15 protein-coding genes are annotated in these 16,305 nt (G+C 69.6%); 2 read left to right on the forward strand and 13 right to left on the reverse strand.

Translation table 11 applies throughout. The features are described 5' to 3' along the window. Nucleotides 1-51: 51 nt before the first annotated feature. The 4 genes from ACWFR4_RS01660 to ACWFR4_RS01675 form a co-directional block, all read right to left on the reverse strand. On the reverse strand, nucleotides 52-555 hold the full coding sequence (locus ACWFR4_RS01660) for a GNAT family N-acetyltransferase (protein WP_372565166.1): 504 nt from the start codon (nucleotides 553-555) through the stop codon (nucleotides 52-54). Continuing rightward, nucleotides 552-1,493, reverse strand: a complete 942-nt coding sequence (locus tag ACWFR4_RS01665; RefSeq protein ID WP_389533187.1) for an RluA family pseudouridine synthase — start codon at nucleotides 1,491-1,493, stop codon at nucleotides 552-554. The genes ACWFR4_RS01660 and ACWFR4_RS01665 overlap by 4 nt, the downstream gene beginning before the upstream one ends. A 62-nt stretch (nucleotides 1,494-1,555) precedes the next feature. Continuing rightward, nucleotides 1,556-2,137 carry a signal peptidase II gene (lspA, locus tag ACWFR4_RS01670; protein ID WP_453467283.1) on the reverse strand — a complete coding sequence of 194 codons (582 nt, stop codon included), beginning with the start codon at nucleotides 2,135-2,137 and terminating at the stop codon, nucleotides 1,556-1,558. A 102-nt stretch (nucleotides 2,138-2,239) separates the two neighbouring features. Then, nucleotides 2,240-3,205: a TraR/DksA family transcriptional regulator gene (locus ACWFR4_RS01675; RefSeq protein WP_453650223.1), complete on the reverse strand. Its 966-nt coding sequence runs from the start codon at nucleotides 3,203-3,205 to the stop codon at nucleotides 2,240-2,242. A 344-nt stretch (nucleotides 3,206-3,549) separates the two neighbouring features. Here ACWFR4_RS01675 and ACWFR4_RS01680 point away from each other — a divergent pair, with 344 nt between their 5' ends. Beyond that, complete coding sequence (locus ACWFR4_RS01680; RefSeq protein WP_116502588.1) at nucleotides 3,550-3,741, forward strand: DUF1059 domain-containing protein; 192 nt, start codon at nucleotides 3,550-3,552, stop codon at nucleotides 3,739-3,741. Nucleotides 3,742-4,121: 380 nt separating this feature from the next. Then, nucleotides 4,122-7,250 carry an isoleucine--tRNA ligase gene (gene ileS / locus ACWFR4_RS01685; protein WP_453469018.1) on the forward strand — a complete coding sequence of 1,043 codons (3,129 nt, stop codon included), beginning with the start codon at nucleotides 4,122-4,124 and terminating at the stop codon, nucleotides 7,248-7,250. A 267-nt stretch (nucleotides 7,251-7,517) separates the two neighbouring features. Here the strand turns inward: ileS and ACWFR4_RS01690 are convergent, their stop codons facing one another. The 9 genes from ACWFR4_RS01690 to ftsW all read right to left on the reverse strand — a co-directional run bounded on the left by ACWFR4_RS01690 (nucleotide 7,518) and on the right by ftsW (nucleotide 16,264). Next, nucleotides 7,518-8,708, reverse strand: a complete 1,191-nt coding sequence (locus ACWFR4_RS01690; protein ID WP_453650225.1) for a DivIVA domain-containing protein — start codon at nucleotides 8,706-8,708, stop codon at nucleotides 7,518-7,520. Nucleotides 8,709-8,754: 46 nt separating this feature from the next. Further along, nucleotides 8,755-9,039 (reverse strand): YggT family protein, encoded by a 285-nt coding sequence (locus ACWFR4_RS01695; RefSeq protein ID WP_033318070.1) that lies wholly within the window; start codon nucleotides 9,037-9,039, stop codon nucleotides 8,755-8,757. 75 nt (nucleotides 9,040-9,114) lie between these two features. Further along, nucleotides 9,115-9,753, reverse strand: coding sequence for a cell division protein SepF (locus ACWFR4_RS01700; protein WP_227294226.1), 639 nt, complete (start codon nucleotides 9,751-9,753; stop codon nucleotides 9,115-9,117). A gap of 127 nt (nucleotides 9,754-9,880) precedes the next feature. Beyond that, nucleotides 9,881-10,600, reverse strand: coding sequence for a YggS family pyridoxal phosphate-dependent enzyme (locus ACWFR4_RS01705; protein WP_116502585.1), 720 nt, complete (start codon nucleotides 10,598-10,600; stop codon nucleotides 9,881-9,883). Between the two features lie 6 nt (nucleotides 10,601-10,606). Next, the gene (gene pgeF, locus ACWFR4_RS01710; protein WP_453462331.1) at nucleotides 10,607-11,338 is read right to left on the reverse strand and encodes a peptidoglycan editing factor PgeF; all 732 of its coding nucleotides are present in this window, start codon (nucleotides 11,336-11,338) and stop codon (nucleotides 10,607-10,609) included. A 35-nt stretch (nucleotides 11,339-11,373) separates the two neighbouring features. Then, a complete protein-coding gene (gene ftsZ, locus ACWFR4_RS01715; protein ID WP_453462328.1) occupies nucleotides 11,374-12,582 on the reverse strand; it encodes a cell division protein FtsZ in 1,209 nt (402 codons plus the stop codon). A 285-nt stretch (nucleotides 12,583-12,867) separates the two neighbouring features. Then, a complete protein-coding gene (locus tag ACWFR4_RS01720; protein WP_453650228.1) occupies nucleotides 12,868-13,710 on the reverse strand; it encodes a cell division protein FtsQ/DivIB in 843 nt (280 codons plus the stop codon). A 139-nt stretch (nucleotides 13,711-13,849) separates the two neighbouring features. After that, complete coding sequence (gene murG, locus ACWFR4_RS01725) at nucleotides 13,850-14,944, reverse strand: undecaprenyldiphospho-muramoylpentapeptide beta-N-acetylglucosaminyltransferase (RefSeq protein WP_453462322.1); 1,095 nt, start codon at nucleotides 14,942-14,944, stop codon at nucleotides 13,850-13,852. 6 nt (nucleotides 14,945-14,950) lie between these two features. Continuing rightward, complete coding sequence (ftsW, locus tag ACWFR4_RS01730) at nucleotides 14,951-16,264, reverse strand: putative lipid II flippase FtsW (protein WP_453650230.1); 1,314 nt, start codon at nucleotides 16,262-16,264, stop codon at nucleotides 14,951-14,953. Nucleotides 16,265-16,305: the final 41 nt, after the last annotated feature.

Raw genomic sequence — 16,305 nt, forward strand, 5'->3', positions numbered from 1 at the left:
CGCTGAGACACGAGTCGGCCCCTTGAGACCGGCCGCGCTCCGCGCTCGGCCCTAGACCTGCGGCTGCCCCAGCGCCTTCCGCATCGCCCGGTGCGGAATCCCCGCGTCGGGGAACTCCGGCCCGTACACGGCATAGCCGAGGCGCTCGTAGAACCCCAGCGCGTGTGTCTGCGCGTGCAGGTCCACGGCGACGAGCCCACGCTCCGCCGCGGCGTCCTCGATGGCCCGCACGAGGGCCGCGCCCACGCCGAGCCCGCGCGCGGCCTTCGCCACCGCGAGCCGTCCGAGCGCGCCGACCCCGGCGTCCCCGCCGTTCTTCGCCACGGCGGCGGCGCCGGTCAGCAGCCGCCCCGTGCCGAGCGGCTCACCGTCGGCGCGCAGCGCCAGCACGTGCACCGTGCCGGCCCCGCCGTCGTGCTCGTCGTACTCGAGCTCCTGAGGAACCCGCTGCTCGACGACGAAGACCTCCTGGCGCACCGCGAAGCACGCCTTGCGGTCGGCCTCGCTGTCGGCGACCCGCACCACGTATGAGGAAGAGGGCTGCGGCACCGTCACGAGCTCTCCGCCCGGACGCGGTCCAGGGCCGTCTGCAGGTCCTCGGGGTACTCGCTGGAGAACTCCACCCACTCACCGTCCGCCGGGTGCTCGAAGCCGAGCCGCACGGCGTGCAGCCACTGGCGGGTGAGGCCGAGCCGCTTGGCGAGCGTCGGGTCGGCGCCGTACGTCAGGTCGCCGACGCAGGGGTGCCGGTGGGCCGACATGTGCACGCGGATCTGGTGCGTACGCCCCGTCTCCAGCTTGATGTCCAGGAGGCTGGCGGCGCGGAACGCCTCGATGAGGTCGTAGTGCGTGACGGAGGGCTTGCCCTCGGCGGTCACGGCCCACTTGTAGTCGTGGTTCGGGTGGCGCCCGATGGGGGCGTCGATCGTGCCGCTCATCGGGTCCGGGTGCCCCTGGACCAGCGAGTGGTAGCGCTTGTCGACGACGCGCTCCTTGAACTGCCGCTTCAACGTCGTGTACGCGCGCTCCGACTTGGCGACGACCATGAGGCCGGAGGTGCCGACGTCGAGCCGGTGGACGATGCCCTGGCGCTCGGCGGCGCCGGACGTGGAGATCCGGTACCCGGCTGCGGCGAGGCCGCCGATCACGGTCGTCCCGGTCCAGCCGGGGCTGGGGTGCGCGGCGACGCCGACCGGCTTCATGATCACAACGATGTCGTCGTCGTCATGGACGATCTCCATGCCCTCGACGGGCTCGGCGACGATCTGCACCGGGGCGGGCGCCTGCGGCATCTCCACCTCGAGCCAGGCCCCGCCGTGCACGCGCTCGGACTTGCCGACCACAGAGCCGTCGACCGCGACCTTCCCCGCCGCGGCGAGCTCGGCGGCCTTGGTGCGGGAGAAGCCGAACATGCGGGAGATGGCGGCGTCTACGCGCTCGCCCTCCAGGCCGTCGGGCACGGGCAGGGTTCGGATCTCGGGAAACGTGCTCACCCATTGAGTATGCAGGAGCCCGCCGACACTCCGGACCGCGCGAGGGGAAAGCCCCTGGTCCCTCAGTCTTTGTGGACGGTCCCGTCCGGGTCGAGCCCCCGGAACGAGAGGAGCACGATCAGGATGCCGCCGCACACGATCGCCGAGTCGGCGAGGTTGAACACGGCGAAGTTCTTCGGCGCGATGAAGTCGACCACGGCCCCTTCGAAGACGCCGGGCGAACGGAAGATTCGGTCGGTGAGATTGCCGAGCGCCCCGCCGAGGAGCAGCCCCAGGGCGATCGCCCAGGGCAGGCTGTAGAGCTTGCGGGCGAGCCGGGCGATCACGACGATCACGGCCGCGGCGATCACGGTGAAGATGATCGTGAAGGCCTCGCCGATGCCGAACGCGGCGCCCGCGTTCCTGATCGCCTCGAGCCGCAGCCAGTCACCGAGGAGCTCGATCGGCTCGTGGTGCTCCAGCCTCGCGACCACGATCATCTTGCTGACCAGGTCGAGGGCGTACGCGAGGGCGGCCACCGCGAACAGCACGGCGATCTTCCGCTTGCCCCTGGGCCGCTCCTGGGCCTCCCCGCCGTTGTCCGGCCCGTCTGCCCCCGCATCCGGGGTGTCCGGAGTACCGATGACGCGCTCCGCCTCTGCCACGTGAGTCCCTCAACCTAGGTACCTGACTGAGGACGAGAGTACGGCACACACGTACGCCCTCAGCAGCCCAGGAGCGACTCCATGACGCCGCGCGCAGCGGGGTCAGTAACGGCGCTCCTGCTTCTGCTTGCACTCGACGCACAGGGTCGCCCGCGGGAAGGCCTGCATCCGAGCCTTGCCGATGGGGTTCCCGCAGTTCTCGCAGACCCCGTACGTCCCCGCGTCGAGCCGCTCCAGGGCGCGCTCGGTCTGCTGGAGCATCTCCCTGGCGTTCGCGGCCAGCGACAGCTCGTGCTCCCGTGTGATGTTCTTCGTGCCGGTGTCCGCCTCGTCGTCGCCGGCGCCGTCCCCGGAGTCCCGCATGAGCCCGGCGAGGGACTTCTCCGACGACTCGATCTCGCTGTTCAGGCGAAGCGCCTCGCTCTGGAGCTCCGCCCGCGCCTCCGCGACCTCCGCCGGGGTCCAGGGGTCCTCCCCCGGCCGTACCGCGAGCTCGCCCGGCGTCGCGGCCGCGACCCTCGCCTTCGGCACCTCGCGGGGCTTCTTCGCCGTGGCCGTGCCAGGGGTCTTCTTCGCAACCACAGTCGTGGCTCCCGTCGTCTCCGCGGCCGACGCCGCGCCATCGGCCGCGGACGCGACCGCTTTCTTCTCCGCGGTCTTGTGGCCGGTGGCCTTCTTGACCGCGCTCTTCCTGGCGCCCGTTCTCCCGGCCGCGCCCTTCTCGGCGCCGGCACTCTCCGCTTCCGCGGAGGCCTGTGTGGACGTCGTACTCGTGGCGGCCTTCGCAGCCTTCGTCGACTTGGCGGTCTTGGTGGCCTTGGTGGCCTTGGATACGGGCTCGGCGGCCGTCTTCGCGGCCTTCGCCGTCTGCTTGGCGGTCGCGGTCTTCGTATCCACGCTCTTCGTAGTGGTCTTCGTGGCCGCCGTGCTCTTCCTGTCGGCCCTCTCCGTCGCGGTGCTCTTCTTCCCGGCGGCCGGCTTCTTCGCGGCCGGAGCCGCCTTGGCCGCCGCCGTCGCGGGCACCGCCTCCTCGGCCGCGGCCTTCACGCCGGCGGATGCCTCACGCACCCCCACCGGACTCTTTTTCGCCACCATGGCCGCGGCCCCTTCACATTTTGTGATCTTGCTCGCGAATCGTGCTGGGACGATAAATCGACTTCTGACCCGCGGCAACGGGGCACACCGCCCGATGCGCCCGCCCCACACGTCCCGCACGGCAGACTTGCAAGCGTTGTGCCCAGCTCCCCGCCGGGTAATCCGCCGAGGCCCCGGCCCGAGGATCCGCAGCGCCCCATGTCGCCATTCGGGTCAGCCCACGCGGCCGTGACCAGCCCGGCGAAAGCCCCTGACGAGCCCGCCCCGCAGGACTCCGGAGGAATAAACTGAGGCGGAAGCGGAGAAGGTGCATCATCATGCGCAAAGTAGTCGACTGTCGCGACATGCCGAGCGAGACGAACTGCACGCTCGCCATCACGGGCGAGGAGGACGAGGTGGTCCGCGCGGCGGCCGAGCACGCCGTGTCCGTCCACGGTCACACCGACACCCCCGAGCTGCGGAACATGATCCGCAGCGGACTCAAGGACGAGATCCCTCAGCACGTCTGACACCAGCCGCCCCGGGTCGCTGCGCCGCCCGCCCCAAAACCGGTCGGCCGCGTACGCCTGGGCCCCGTACACTGGGCGGAGCGAGAAGCGTGGATGGGGCCGAGTAGCGGCGTACGCAGCCATGAGCGACCCGGGGACGGTGGAAGCCCGGGGGCGAGCGCGACGCGAAGATCACCCCGGAGCCGCCGGAAGAAAGCCCCCCTCGCGGGGCGAGTAGAACCGGCATCGCGACCCCAATGAGGGGGCTCACCGGAGCAGTCAGCGCCCCGGAGGGCCAAGGAGGGTGGTACCGCGGGAGCGCGCCGCACACGGCGTACGTCACAGACGAAGCTCTCGTCCCTCCGACGGAGACGGAAACAGTGTCCGCCGGAGGAAGATCGATGACGTACCGCCAGGTGCCCGCCCAGGTCGACCTGCCCGCCCTCGAGCACGCCGTGCTCGACTTCTGGCGCGAGCAGAAGATCTTTGCCAAGAGCTTGGAGCAGTCCGAGGGACGCCCCGAGTGGGTGTTCTACGAGGGCCCGCCCACGGCCAACGGCATGCCGGGCGCCCACCACATCGAGGCCCGCGTCTTCAAGGACGTCTTCCCGCGCTTTCGCACCATGCGCGGCTATCACGTGGCCCGCAAGGCCGGCTGGGACTGCCACGGCCTGCCCGTGGAGCTGGCGGTCGAGCAGGAGCTCGGCTTCAACGGCAAGAAGGACATCGAGGCGTTCGGCATCGCCGAGTTCAACGCCATGTGCCGCGAGTCCGTGACCCGGCACACCGACGCCTTCACCGACCTGACGACCCGCATGGGGTACTGGGTCGACCTCGACGACGCGTACCGCACCATGGACCCCGAGTACATCGAGTCCGTCTGGTGGTCGCTCAAGGAGATCTTCAACAAGGGCCTGCTGACCCAGGACCACCGCGTCGCCCCCTGGTGCCCCCGCTGCGGCACCGGGCTCTCGGACCACGAGCTGGCGCAGGGATACGAGACGGTCGTCGACCCCTCCGTATACGTCCGTTTCCCGCTCACCTCCGGTCCGCTGGCCGGCGAGGCCTCGCTCCTCGTCTGGACGACGACCCCCTGGACGCTCGTCTCGAACACGGCGGTCGCCGCGCACCCCGACGTCCGTTACGTCGTCGCGACGGACGGCAACGAGAAGGTCGTCGTCGCCGAGCCTCTCGTCGAGAAGTCGCTCGGCGAGGGCTGGGAGAAGACCGGCGAGTCCTTCACCGGCGCCGAAATGGAGCGCTGGAAGTACCAACGTCCGTTCGAGCTCGTGGAGTTCCCGGCCGAGGCCCACTACGTGGTCAACGCCGACTACGTCACGACCGAGGACGGCACCGGTCTCGTCCACCAGTCCCCCGCGTTCGGTGAGGACGACCTCAAGGTCTGCAAGGCGTACGGCCTGCCGGTGGTGAACCCTGTCCGTCCCGACGGCACCTTCGAGGAGGACGTCCCGCTCGTGGGCGGTGTCTTCTTCAAGAAGGCGGACGAAAAGCTCACCGAGGACCTCAAGGACCGCGGCCTGCTCTTCCTGCACGTCCCGTACGAGCACAGTTATCCGCACTGCTGGCGCTGCCACACTGCGCTGCTCTACTACGCGCAGCCGTCCTGGTACATCCGCACCACGGAGATCAAGGACCGCCTTCTCCAGGAGAACGAGAAGACCAACTGGTTCCCGGAGAACGTGAAGCACGGCCGCTTCGGCGACTGGCTGAACAACAACATCGACTGGGCGCTCTCCCGCAGCCGCTACTGGGGCACCCCGCTCCCGCTGTGGCGCTGTGAGGACGACCACCTCACCTGCGTCGGCTCGCTGGCCGAGCTCAGCGAGCTGACCGGCACCGACCTGGCGAACCTCGATCCGCACCGCCCGTTCATCGACGAGGTCACCTTCGCGTGCCCCCAGTGCGAGAAGACGGCCACGCGCGTGCCCGAGGTCATCGACGCCTGGTACGACTCGGGTTCGATGCCGTTCGCGCAGTGGGGCTACCCGTACAAGAACAAGGAGCTCTTCGAGAGCCGGTACCCGGCGCAGTTCATCTCGGAGGCCATCGACCAGACCCGCGGGTGGTTCTACACCCTCATGGCGGTCGGCACGCTCGTCTTCGACAAGTCGTCCTACGAGAACGTCGTGTGCCTCGGCCACATCCTCGCCGAGGACGGCCGCAAGATGTCCAAGCACCTGGGGAACACCCTCCAGCCGATCCCGCTGATGGACCAGCACGGCGCGGACGCGGTGCGCTGGTTCATGGCCGCCGGCGGCTCCCCGTGGTCCGCGCGCCGCGTCGGCCACGGCACGATCCAGGAAGTGGTCCGCAAGACCCTCCTGACGTACTGGAACACGGTCGCCTTCCAGGCCCTGTACGCCCGTACGTCGGACTGGTCGCCCAGCGAGGCCGACCCGGCCCCCGCCGACCGCACCCTGCTCGACCGCTGGCTGCTCTCCGAACTGCACGCGCTCACCGACCAGGTGACGCAGTCCCTGGAGGCGTACGACACCCAGCGCGCCGGCAAGCTGCTCTCCTCGTTCGTCGACGACCTGTCGAACTGGTACGTGCGCCGCTCGCGCCGCCGCTTCTGGCAGGGCGACAAGGGGGCCCTGCGCACCCTGCACGAGGTCATCGAGACGGTCACGCGTCTGATGGCGCCGCTGACCCCGTTCATCACGGAGCGGGTCTGGCAGGACCTGGTGGTTCCCGTCACGCCGGGCGCCCCCGAGTCGGTCCACCTGTCCACCTGGCCGGAGGCGGACCTCTCCGCCGTCGACCCGGACCTGTCACGCCAGATGGTCCTCGTCCGGCGCCTCGTCGAGCTGGGCCGCGCCACGCGCGCGGAGTCGGGCGTCAAGACGCGTCAGCCACTGTCCCGCGCGCTGGTCGCGGCCGCGGGCTTCGAGACGCTCAACCCGGAGCTGCACGCGCAGATCACCGAGGAGCTCAACGTCTCCTCGCTGGCGTCGCTCTCCGAGGTCGGCGGCTCCCTGGTCGACACGACCGCCAAGGCGAACTTCCGCGCCCTGGGCAAGCGGTTCGGCAAGGGCGTCCAGGCGGTCGCGAAGGCGGTCGCCGAGGCGGACGCCGCCGCGCTCTCGCTCGGCCTGCGCGAAGGCACGGCGTCGGTCGAGGTGGACGGCGAGACGATCACGCTGGCGCCCGACGAGGTCATCATCACGGAGACCCCGCGCGAGGGCTGGTCCGTCGCCTCGGACTCCGGCGCGACGGTCGCGCTCGACCTGGAGATCACGGAGGAGCTGCGTCAGGCGGGCCTGGCCCGTGACGCGATCCGCCTGATCCAGGAGGCCCGTAAGAACAGCGGCCTGGACGTCTCGGACCGGATCGCCCTGCGGTGGACCTCCACGGAGCCCGCGGTCGTCACGGCCCTGTCCGAGCACGCCAAGCTGATCGCGGACGAGGTCCTCGCCACGGACTTCGCCCAGGGCGAGGCCGACGACACCTACGGCGAGACGTTCACGGACGAGCCTCTCGCATTCGCGTTCCGCCTCCGCAAGGCGTAACCCACGACCGAAGGCCCGGTCCCGCCAGAAATCTTGGTGGGCCCGGGCCTTCGGCGTTTCGTACTCACGCACAGATGAACGTTTCTGCACCGCACCCAAGGCGGCATCCGCGCCTGGCTCACAGCGGTGTCCGCAGCTGGCCCACGGCGGTGTCCGCCTCTGGCCACCGGCAACTTCTGCACTTGACCACGGCAAAGGGCCGGGCCCCCGGAAATCCGGGGGCCCGGCCCTTGAACGCTGCCGACGCCTAAGGCGTGGTCACGCCCGTCAGTTGTCGTCCTCGTCGATGAGGAAACCGCGCATCGGCGACGGAGCCTGCTGCATCGGCGCGGGACCCTGCGGCCGCACCGGCGCCATCGGCTGGGTCATCGCGGGCGACATCTGCTGCTGGCCGCCGTAGGACGGACCGGCCGCCGGCTGGTTGCCGCCCATGTTCTGGTTGCCACCGTAGGACGGGGCACCCGCACGGGCCGACGCCATGGAAGGCGCGGGCGACGGCGGCAGCGACGCGGCCGCCGGCGTCCGGGGGGGAGCCAGCGAGTCGTCGGCCTGGGTCTCCAGCTGACGCAGCTGCGACTCGAGGTAGGACTTCAGACGCGTGCGGTACTCGCGCTCGAAGCCACGCAGGTCCTCGACCTTGCGCTCCAGCGTGGCGCGGGCGGACTCGAGGGAGCCCATCGCGACGCGGTGCTTCTCCTGCGCGTCCCGCTCCAGGGCGTCGGCCTTGGCACGGGCGTCACGCTCGAGACCCTCGGCGCGGCTGCGGGCCTCGCCGACGATCTTGTTGGCCTCGGAACGGGCCTCCGCGATCGCCTGGTCGGCGGTCTGCTGCGCAAGAGAGAGGACACGGGCGGCGCTGTCGCCACCGGGGCCCTGACCGGGCTGCGGCATCTGCGGACCGTGACCGCCCATGGGGCCACCCATGGGACCGCCCATCGGGCCGCCCATCTGCTGCTGCATCTGGCCCTGGCCCATCGGCCCCTGACCGAGCTGGTTCTGGCCGGGGTGACCCTGGCCCATCGGACCCTGGCCCATCGGACCCTGGCCCATCGGGCCGGGACCCTGCTGACCGGGACCCTGCGGACCATGTCCACCGGGGCCTGCGGGCAGCTGCGGCGCACCGCTGGGCAGCTGGGGCGGGCCGCCCATGGGGCCACCCATCTGCTGCTGCGGCTGCACCGGCTGCGGACCCGATATTGCGGCGGGCACCGGCGCACCGGGACCGCGCTGGTCCTGCGGTTCCGGAGGCTTGCGCATACCGCCCTGCTGCTGGTTCTGCGCAGCGGCGCGGGTGGCTGCGGCGAGCTTCGCGCGCAGGTCCTCGTTCTCTCGGAGAAGGCGAGTCAGTTCGCCTTCGACCTCGTCGAGGAAGGCATCGACCTCGTCCTCGTCATAGCCTTCTCGGAGGCGGACGGTCGTGAACTGCTTGTTCCGCACGTCCTCGGGGGTCAACGGCATCTCTTCACCTCAACGTAGTCGTCGGCATTCGGCAAGACCGTATCGTTCACAGCCGGCTCACGACGGAGATCAGGATGTAGACGATGATCATCAGTACGAAGAAGGACAGGTCGAGCGCCACGCCCCCGAGACGCAGCGGCGGAATGAACCGCCGCAGAAGCTTGAGCGGTGGATCAGTGACAGTGTAGGTGGCCTCAAGTACGACCACCATCGCCTTGCCGGGTTGCCACGAGCGGGCGAACTGGAAGACGTAGTCCATGACCAGCCGGAAGATCAGCACGATGAGGAAACACATCAGCGCGATGTAGACAACATCCAAAACCACGCTCATGTCCGCGGTTCCCTCTCCCCTGTGTCTCGTGCCTCGTGGCTAGTTACTGCACCGGCACTTCACCGGTGCTGCGTCTCAGCTCTGGTTGAAGAACCCGCCCTCTGCGATGCGGGCCTTGTCCTCTGCCGTGACATCGACGTTAGCAGGCGACAACAGGAACACCTTCTGCGTCACCCGCTCAATGCTGCCGTGCAGACCGAAGACGAGGCCGGCGGCAAAGTCGACAAGTCGCTTCGCGTCGGTGTCGTCCATCTCCGTCAGATTCATGATCACCGGAGTGCCCTCACGGAAGTGTTCCCCGATGGTACGGGCCTCGTTGTACGTCCGGGGGTGCAGCGTCGTGATGCGGTAGGGCTCCCGCTCGGACACAACCTTGGGCATGATCACCGGTGCGTTCTTCTCCAGGCTCTGGCGTTCAGGTGTGATGGATGCCACGGGGGCGATTCGCGCCGGACGTCCGGATTCCGCGGGCAGCGGAACCGGTTCGCGCTGGGCGGGAGGCTGCACCACTCGTACCGATTCGTCCCGTTGGGACTGGTGTGGCTGATGAGTGTTGTGCGACTGATGCGACGGTTCGTGGCGCCTGCGGTCCCGCTCGGGTTCGGGGTCCAGCTCAGGCTCGAAGTCGTCGTCGGGGTCGAACCCCCGGCCGTCGTACCCATCGTCCTCCACGAGGCCGAGGTAGACCGCCATCTTGCGCATCGCGCCGGCCATTGCTCTGAGTCCTCCGCTCTGTGGTGGATCGGCTGACGTCAACCAAAGTGCCTGCGATCCACGCGATCTCCCCGCCCATCAGCGAGAATGACCATATTTTCTGCTGTGGTCCGACTTCTTGGCGACGTTACCCGAGCCTGGGTCGGACTCCGAGTACCGCCGTACCGACGCGCACATGTGTCGCTCCGGCCGCCACGGCCTGTTCGAGGTCCGCACTCATCCCTGCTGACACCATGTTCGCAGCCGGATGAGCCCGGCGCAGGTCAGTCGACAAATCCATCAGCCGCTCGAACGCGGCCTGTTGGCGGTCCGCGTACGGGCCGGTGAGCGGTGCGACCGTCATCAGACCGTCGAGGCGCAGACCGGGAGAGTCCGCCACAATTGCGGCCAACTCCTCGATTCCGCCCGGCCCCACGCCGCCGCGCTCGCCCCGCCCGTTCTCCCCCGCGTCCAGTGCGACCTGGATCAGGCAGCCGAGTTCACGCTCCGCGCGCACGGCCGCCGTCGACAGTGACGTGACGAGCTTCGACCGGTCGACGGACTGCACGACGTCGGCATAACCGACCACGGAGCGAACCTTGTTGGTCTGCAACTGCCCGACAAAGTGCCACCGGAGCGGCAGATCCGCACATTCCGCAGCCTTGGGCGCCGCGTCCTGGTCGCGGTTCTCGGCGACATCGCGCACACCGAGTTCCGACAAGATCCGCACATCGCTCGCGGGGTACGTCTTGGTGACCACGATCAGGGTCACTTCCTCGCGCTTACGGCCTGCGGCGGCGCACGCCGAAGCGATGCGTTCCTCCACCTGTGCCAGATTTGCTGCGAGTTGAGCCTTACGGTCCGTCATGTCCCATCAGTCCAGCCAGACATAGCCAGCGAGCCGACCAGTGGTGCGGTCGCGGCGGTACGAGAAGTGGTCGTGCGACTCCAGGGTGCACACCGGCGACTGCTGCCGGTCACGCACCCCGAGCCGCTCCAGCTGGGCATGTACTCCGGCGGTCACATCGACGGCAGGGGTGCCCCAGCTGGTTTCGGCGTACGCCGCGGGTTCCGCGGCGGCCACCTCGGCGCGCATCCCGTCCGGGACTTCGTAGCACTTCCCGCAGACGGCGGGGCCGGTGCGGGCCACGATGCGGGCGGGTTCGGCGCCGAGCTCCACCATCGCCCCGACCGCCGCGGGAACGACTCCGGCGACCATGCCGGGGCGTCCGGCGTGGGCGGCGGCGGCGATTCCCGCGACCGGGTCGGCGAGCAGAACCGGGGTGCAGTCCGCGGTGAGCACCGCGAGAGCGAGTCCGCGCCGTGCGGTGACGATCGCGTCGACGGACGGGATGTCGGCCGCCGAACCCCAGGGTCCGTCGACCACCGCGACATCCGGGCCGTGCACCTGGTTCATCCAGACCACGTGCGTCGGGTCGAGGCCGAGCGACTGCGCCGCACTGCTGCGGTTGGTGTGGACGGCGGCCGGGTCGTCGCCGACCGCGCCGCCGAGGTTGAGCTCCTCGTACGGAGCGGCGCTCACCCCGCCCCACCGGTCGGTGAAGGCGAAGTGGGCGCCGCTCGCGTGGTCGCGCTGTCCTATCACTTCAGGAGGTCACTTCTGCAGGTCACGTGTGCCGGTCACTTCAGGAAGTCCGGCACGTCCAGCTCTTCGGCCTGGCTGTCCTGGTAGGGACGGGCCGGCGGAACCTGCGGCGTGACCGGGGCGGACTGCATCTCGCTCGCAGGGGTGGCCTCGACGGGCTCCGGAATCTTCGGTTCGTCGCGCGGGGTGACGCTGCCGAGGCTGCCGAAGGACGGACGGGCCTCGGTGGCTCGCGGCGCCGGCTCCTCGCGCTTGGCGGACGCACCGCCGATCACGTTGTCCCGCTTGGACGGCGGCTGTCCGCCGTCGAAGCCTGCCGCGATGACGGTGACCCGCACCTCGTCACCCAGGGCGTCGTCGATGACGGCACCGAAGATGATGTTGGCCTCGGGGTGCGCGGCCTCACTGACCAGCTGCGCCGCCTCGTTGATCTCGAAGAGACCGAGGTCGGAGCCGCCGGAGATGGAGAGCAGCACGCCGCGTGCGCCGTCGATGGAGGCCTCGAGGAGCGGCGAGGAGATCGCCATCTCCGCGGCGGCCACCGCGCGGTCGTCGCCGCGGGCCGAGCCGATACCCATGAGCGCCGAACCGGCCTCGGACATGACCGACTTGACGTCGGCGAAGTCGAGGTTGATCAGGCCGGGCGTGGTGATCAGGTCGGTGATGCCCTGGACACCGGACAGGAGGACCTGGTCGGCCGACTTGAAGGCGTCGAGGACGGAGACCTGCCGGTCCGAGATGGACAGGAGACGGTCGTTGGGGATGACGATGAGGGTGTCGACCTCTTCGCGGAGCTCGGCGATGCCGTCCTCCGCCTGGTTCGCGCGGCGCCGGCCCTCGAAGGTGAACGGCCGGGTGACCACACCGATCGTCAGGGCGCCCAGCGAGCGTGCGATGTTGGCGACGACAGGTGCGCCGCCGGTGCCGGTGCCACCGCCTTCGCCGGCGGTGACGAAGACCATGTCGGCCCCCTTGAGGACCTCCTCGATCTCCTCGCGGTGATCCTCGGCCGCCTTGCGTCCGACGGCCGGATTGGCTCCGGCGCCGAGTCCGCGGGTGAGTTCACGGCCGACGTCGAGCTTGACGTCCGCGTCGCTCATCAACAGGGCTTGCGCGTCGGTGTTGATGGCGATGAACTCGACGCCCTTGAGACCGACCTCGATCATCCGGTTGATGGCATTGACACCACCGCCGCCGACACCGATGACTTTGATGACTGCGAGGTAGTTCTGCGGTGCTGCCACGTCGAAGGCCTCTCGCCTCGAGTTACGTGTCGCCGCCTCGCATTGGTACGTTGCGACGACTGATGCCGAATTGGGGCGGCCCGGACTACTTGTCTGCCGACCCGAACCCTAACGCTGAAGTTTAGGGTTACCAGTGTGTCTGTTCCCTGGACTCTTCCGAACAGGACACTAAGTCGACAAGTGGCGCACGTTCAACGAACACGCCGAACCTCCCGTTTTTCTTTTCACCCTATGTGATCAGCCGTAGCAGTGCCCAACCAGGGTGCTGGCCTGCGCTGATGTGCGTCAACTCCCCGATGACGCAGGGGCGGTGGGGACACTTACGTCGAAGTGCCGCGCCTTCGGGGCGGCTTTCATGAGGGCGGTGAGGGTGGTCGCCTTGGTGTCGCCCTTCTCACCACTTCCCCATGCGACGGAGCGGCCACCGCTCAGCTCCAGGGACACGTCGTCGTACGAACGGACCCTGACCGCGCGGGTGTCACGGGCCACGGCCGGGGGCAGATCTCCCGCGACGCGGACCGCCTCGCGCACCAGACGATCGGGGCCGAAGCGCCGCAGGCTTGCGGCGGCGCCTGTCTGATCCGGTGTCAATTCCAGTCGGGGAACGCCGCGAGGGGCCTTCTGTACGGCCGCGAAACGGACACCCTTGGCATCAATTTCGACGAACTTGCCCGCGTTGGAGTCACCTTCGGGATTTTCGCCGTTTTTACCGTTTGCTCCGTTTTCGGCAATCAGGACCGGCTTGCGTTCGGTCACTTTCAATCCGATTCCGTGCGGCCAGGAACGTACGACCTCGACCGAGTCGATCCGGGGCAATTTCCGGCGAAGACGGTCCTCAATGTCGCCCGTGTCGACGGAAATGAGCGGGGCGCCGACCGGAACGGCGGCGGCCGCGCGCACTTGAGCGGGCGTCAGGACCCCGGTCCCCGAGGTCGTGACGCGCTCCACCCTCAGCCACTGAGAGCCGTACAGGAGCCAGATGGTGGCGGTGCCGAGCAGGAGCGCGACCCCGGTCACGATCAGGACGCGCGGGCGCGGCAGGCGCAGGCGGCGGCCACGAGGAGGCCGGGGCGGGCCGGACTTCGGCTTGTGCCGCTCACCGCGGTCTGCGGTCGTCGGTCCGGCCACGCGCACTCCCTGTCCTGGCTCGGTTCACCTCCGGGGCGCCTCGGCCGGCGTCGGGGGCCCGAGCGTGCTCAGCCCTTCGGACCTCCGCGCGCTCGACCTCTCGACACCGGCGCGCCCCTTCGCCTCACTCGCCGGTGTGTTATTGGCGGTGGCGTGAGGCGATCGCCTCACGCACCATGGCGACGAGCAGCTCGTCGGCGTCCCGGCGGCCGAACTCGGAGGCGGCGCGGGACATCTCGTACAGCCGGTGCGGGTCGCCGAGCACGGGCAGGACATTGCCCATGATCCACTCGGGCGTCAGCTCCGCGTCGTCGACCAGCAGGCCGCCGCCGGCCTTGACCACCGGCTGGGCGTTGAGCCGCTGTTCGCCGTTGCCGATAGGCAGCGGGACGTAGGCGGCGGGGAGCCCGACGGCGGAGAGTTCGGCGACGGTCATCGCGCCCGCGCGGCAGAGCATCATGTCGGCCGCTGCGTACGCGAGGTCCATCCGGTCCACGTACGGTACCGGGATGTACGGGGGCATCCCCGGCATCTGCTGGACGTGCGGCAGTTCGTTCTTGGGGCCGACGACGTGCAGGATCTGGATGCCGGACTGCTGGAGCAGCGGAGCGACCCGCTGGACGACCTCGTTGAGGCGGCGCGCGCCCTGGGAACCGCCGGAGACGAGCATCGTCGGAAGGTTCGGGTCGAGGCCGAAGGCGGCGCGCGCCTCGGGCCGTACGCGCGCCCGGTCGAGCGTGGCGATGGTGCGGCGCAGCGGGATGCCCACATAACGGGCGCCGCGCAACTTGCTGTCGGGCGTGGAGACCGCCACGCCCGCGGCGTAGCGCGAACCGATCTTGTTGGCGAGTCCGGGGCGGGCGTTGGCCTCGTGGACGACGATCGGCACACCGAGGCGCTTGGCCGCGAGGTAACCGGGCAGGGCGACATAGCCGCCGAAGCCGACGACGCAGTCCGCCTTGGTCCGCTCCAGGATCTGCTCGGCCGCCTTGATGGTGCCCCGCAGCCGGCCCGGGACGGTGATCAGTTCAGGGGTTGGCTTGCGCGGCAGCGGTACGGCGGGGATCAGCGCGAGTTCGTATCCACGCTCGGGTACGAGCCGCGTCTCGAGCCCCTTCTCCGTACCGAGGGCCGTGATGCCCACGGTCGGGTCCTGCCTGCGCAGGGCGTCCGCGAGGGCGAGCGCGGGCTCGATGTGGCCGGCGGTCCCCCCGCCGGCGAGTACGACATGCACCGAAATTCACCGCTCTCCGGACGTACGCGCCGTGGCGCGCCGTCGCATCGTGTTCCATCTCATCCGAGGCTGCCGCATGGCCAGGGCCGCCCGCGCCGCGGGTTCGTCCCGCGCGAACGCGATCAGAAGTCCTACGGCGAACATGGTCGGCAGCAACGCTGACCCCCCGTACGAGAACAGCGGGAGCGGGACACCGGCGATCGGCAGGAGACCGAGCACCGCACCGAGGTTGACCACGGCCTGAGCCGTGATCCAGGTGGTCACGCCACCCGCGGCGTACCTCACGAAGGGGTCCTCCGTGCGTCCGGCCACGCGGATACCCGCATAGCCTAGAGCCGCGTACAGGGCGAGCACCGACAGCGTCCCCGCAAGGCCCAGTTCCTCACCGGTGATGGCGAAGATGAAGTCGGTGTGCGCTTCGGGGAGTTGGCCCCATTTCTCCACACTCGCCCCGAGTCCGGATCCGAAGAATCCGCCCGAGGCGAGGGCGTAGATGCCGTGCAGTCCCTGCCAGCAGATGTCGTCGGGGCCGGCGTCGGTGGAGCCGAGGCAGGACAGGCGTGCCATGCGGTTGGGGCTGGTCTTGATGAGGAAGGCGCCGATGGCGGCCGCGACGGAGAGCACGCCGACGAACAGGCGGGTGGGCGCCCCGGCCAGCCAGAGCAGTCCGAAGAGGATGGCGGTGAGCAGGATCGCCGTGCCCATGTCGCCGCCGAGCATGATCAGTCCGAGCAGCAGGAAGGCCACCGGGACGAGCGGCACCAGCATGTGTTTCCACTGGGTCAGCAGCCGCTTGTCGTGCTTGCGTGCCATGAGGTCGGCGCCCCACAACACGAGGGCCAGCTTCCCGAACTCGCTGGGCTGGAGCATGAAGGGGCCGCCCAGCGAGATCCAGTTCTGGTTGCCCCCGATGGAGACTCCTATCCCCGGCACCTGCACGAGGACCATCAGGAAGACGCTGACGGCGAGCAGCGGGTAGGCCAGCGCGCGGTGCAGCTTCACCGGCATCCGCATGGCCGCGAGCAGGAGGGCCCCGCCGATCGCCGCCGCGAGGAACTGCTTGCGGAAGTAGTACGAGCTGGGCAGCCCGTTCTGCAGCGCCGTGATCATCGAGGCCGAGTAGACCATCACCAGGCCGAGCACGGTGATCAGGAGGCTGGAGCCGAGGATGAGGTAGTACGCGGTGAGAGGGCGGTCCCAGGCGCGGCGGGCCTGGGTGTAGAGGCGTCGTACGGGGCTGACGCGGGCCGGCCTGGCCGGTTTCTTCGGGGGCCGCGCCGCCGGGGGCCGCCGGGCCGCCCGCGCGCTGCTGCCGGGCATCAGCGCACCCCACCGCTGTACGACGATGACGCTGCCACGAT

This window comes from Streptomyces sp. NPDC055140, assembly GCF_053607285.1.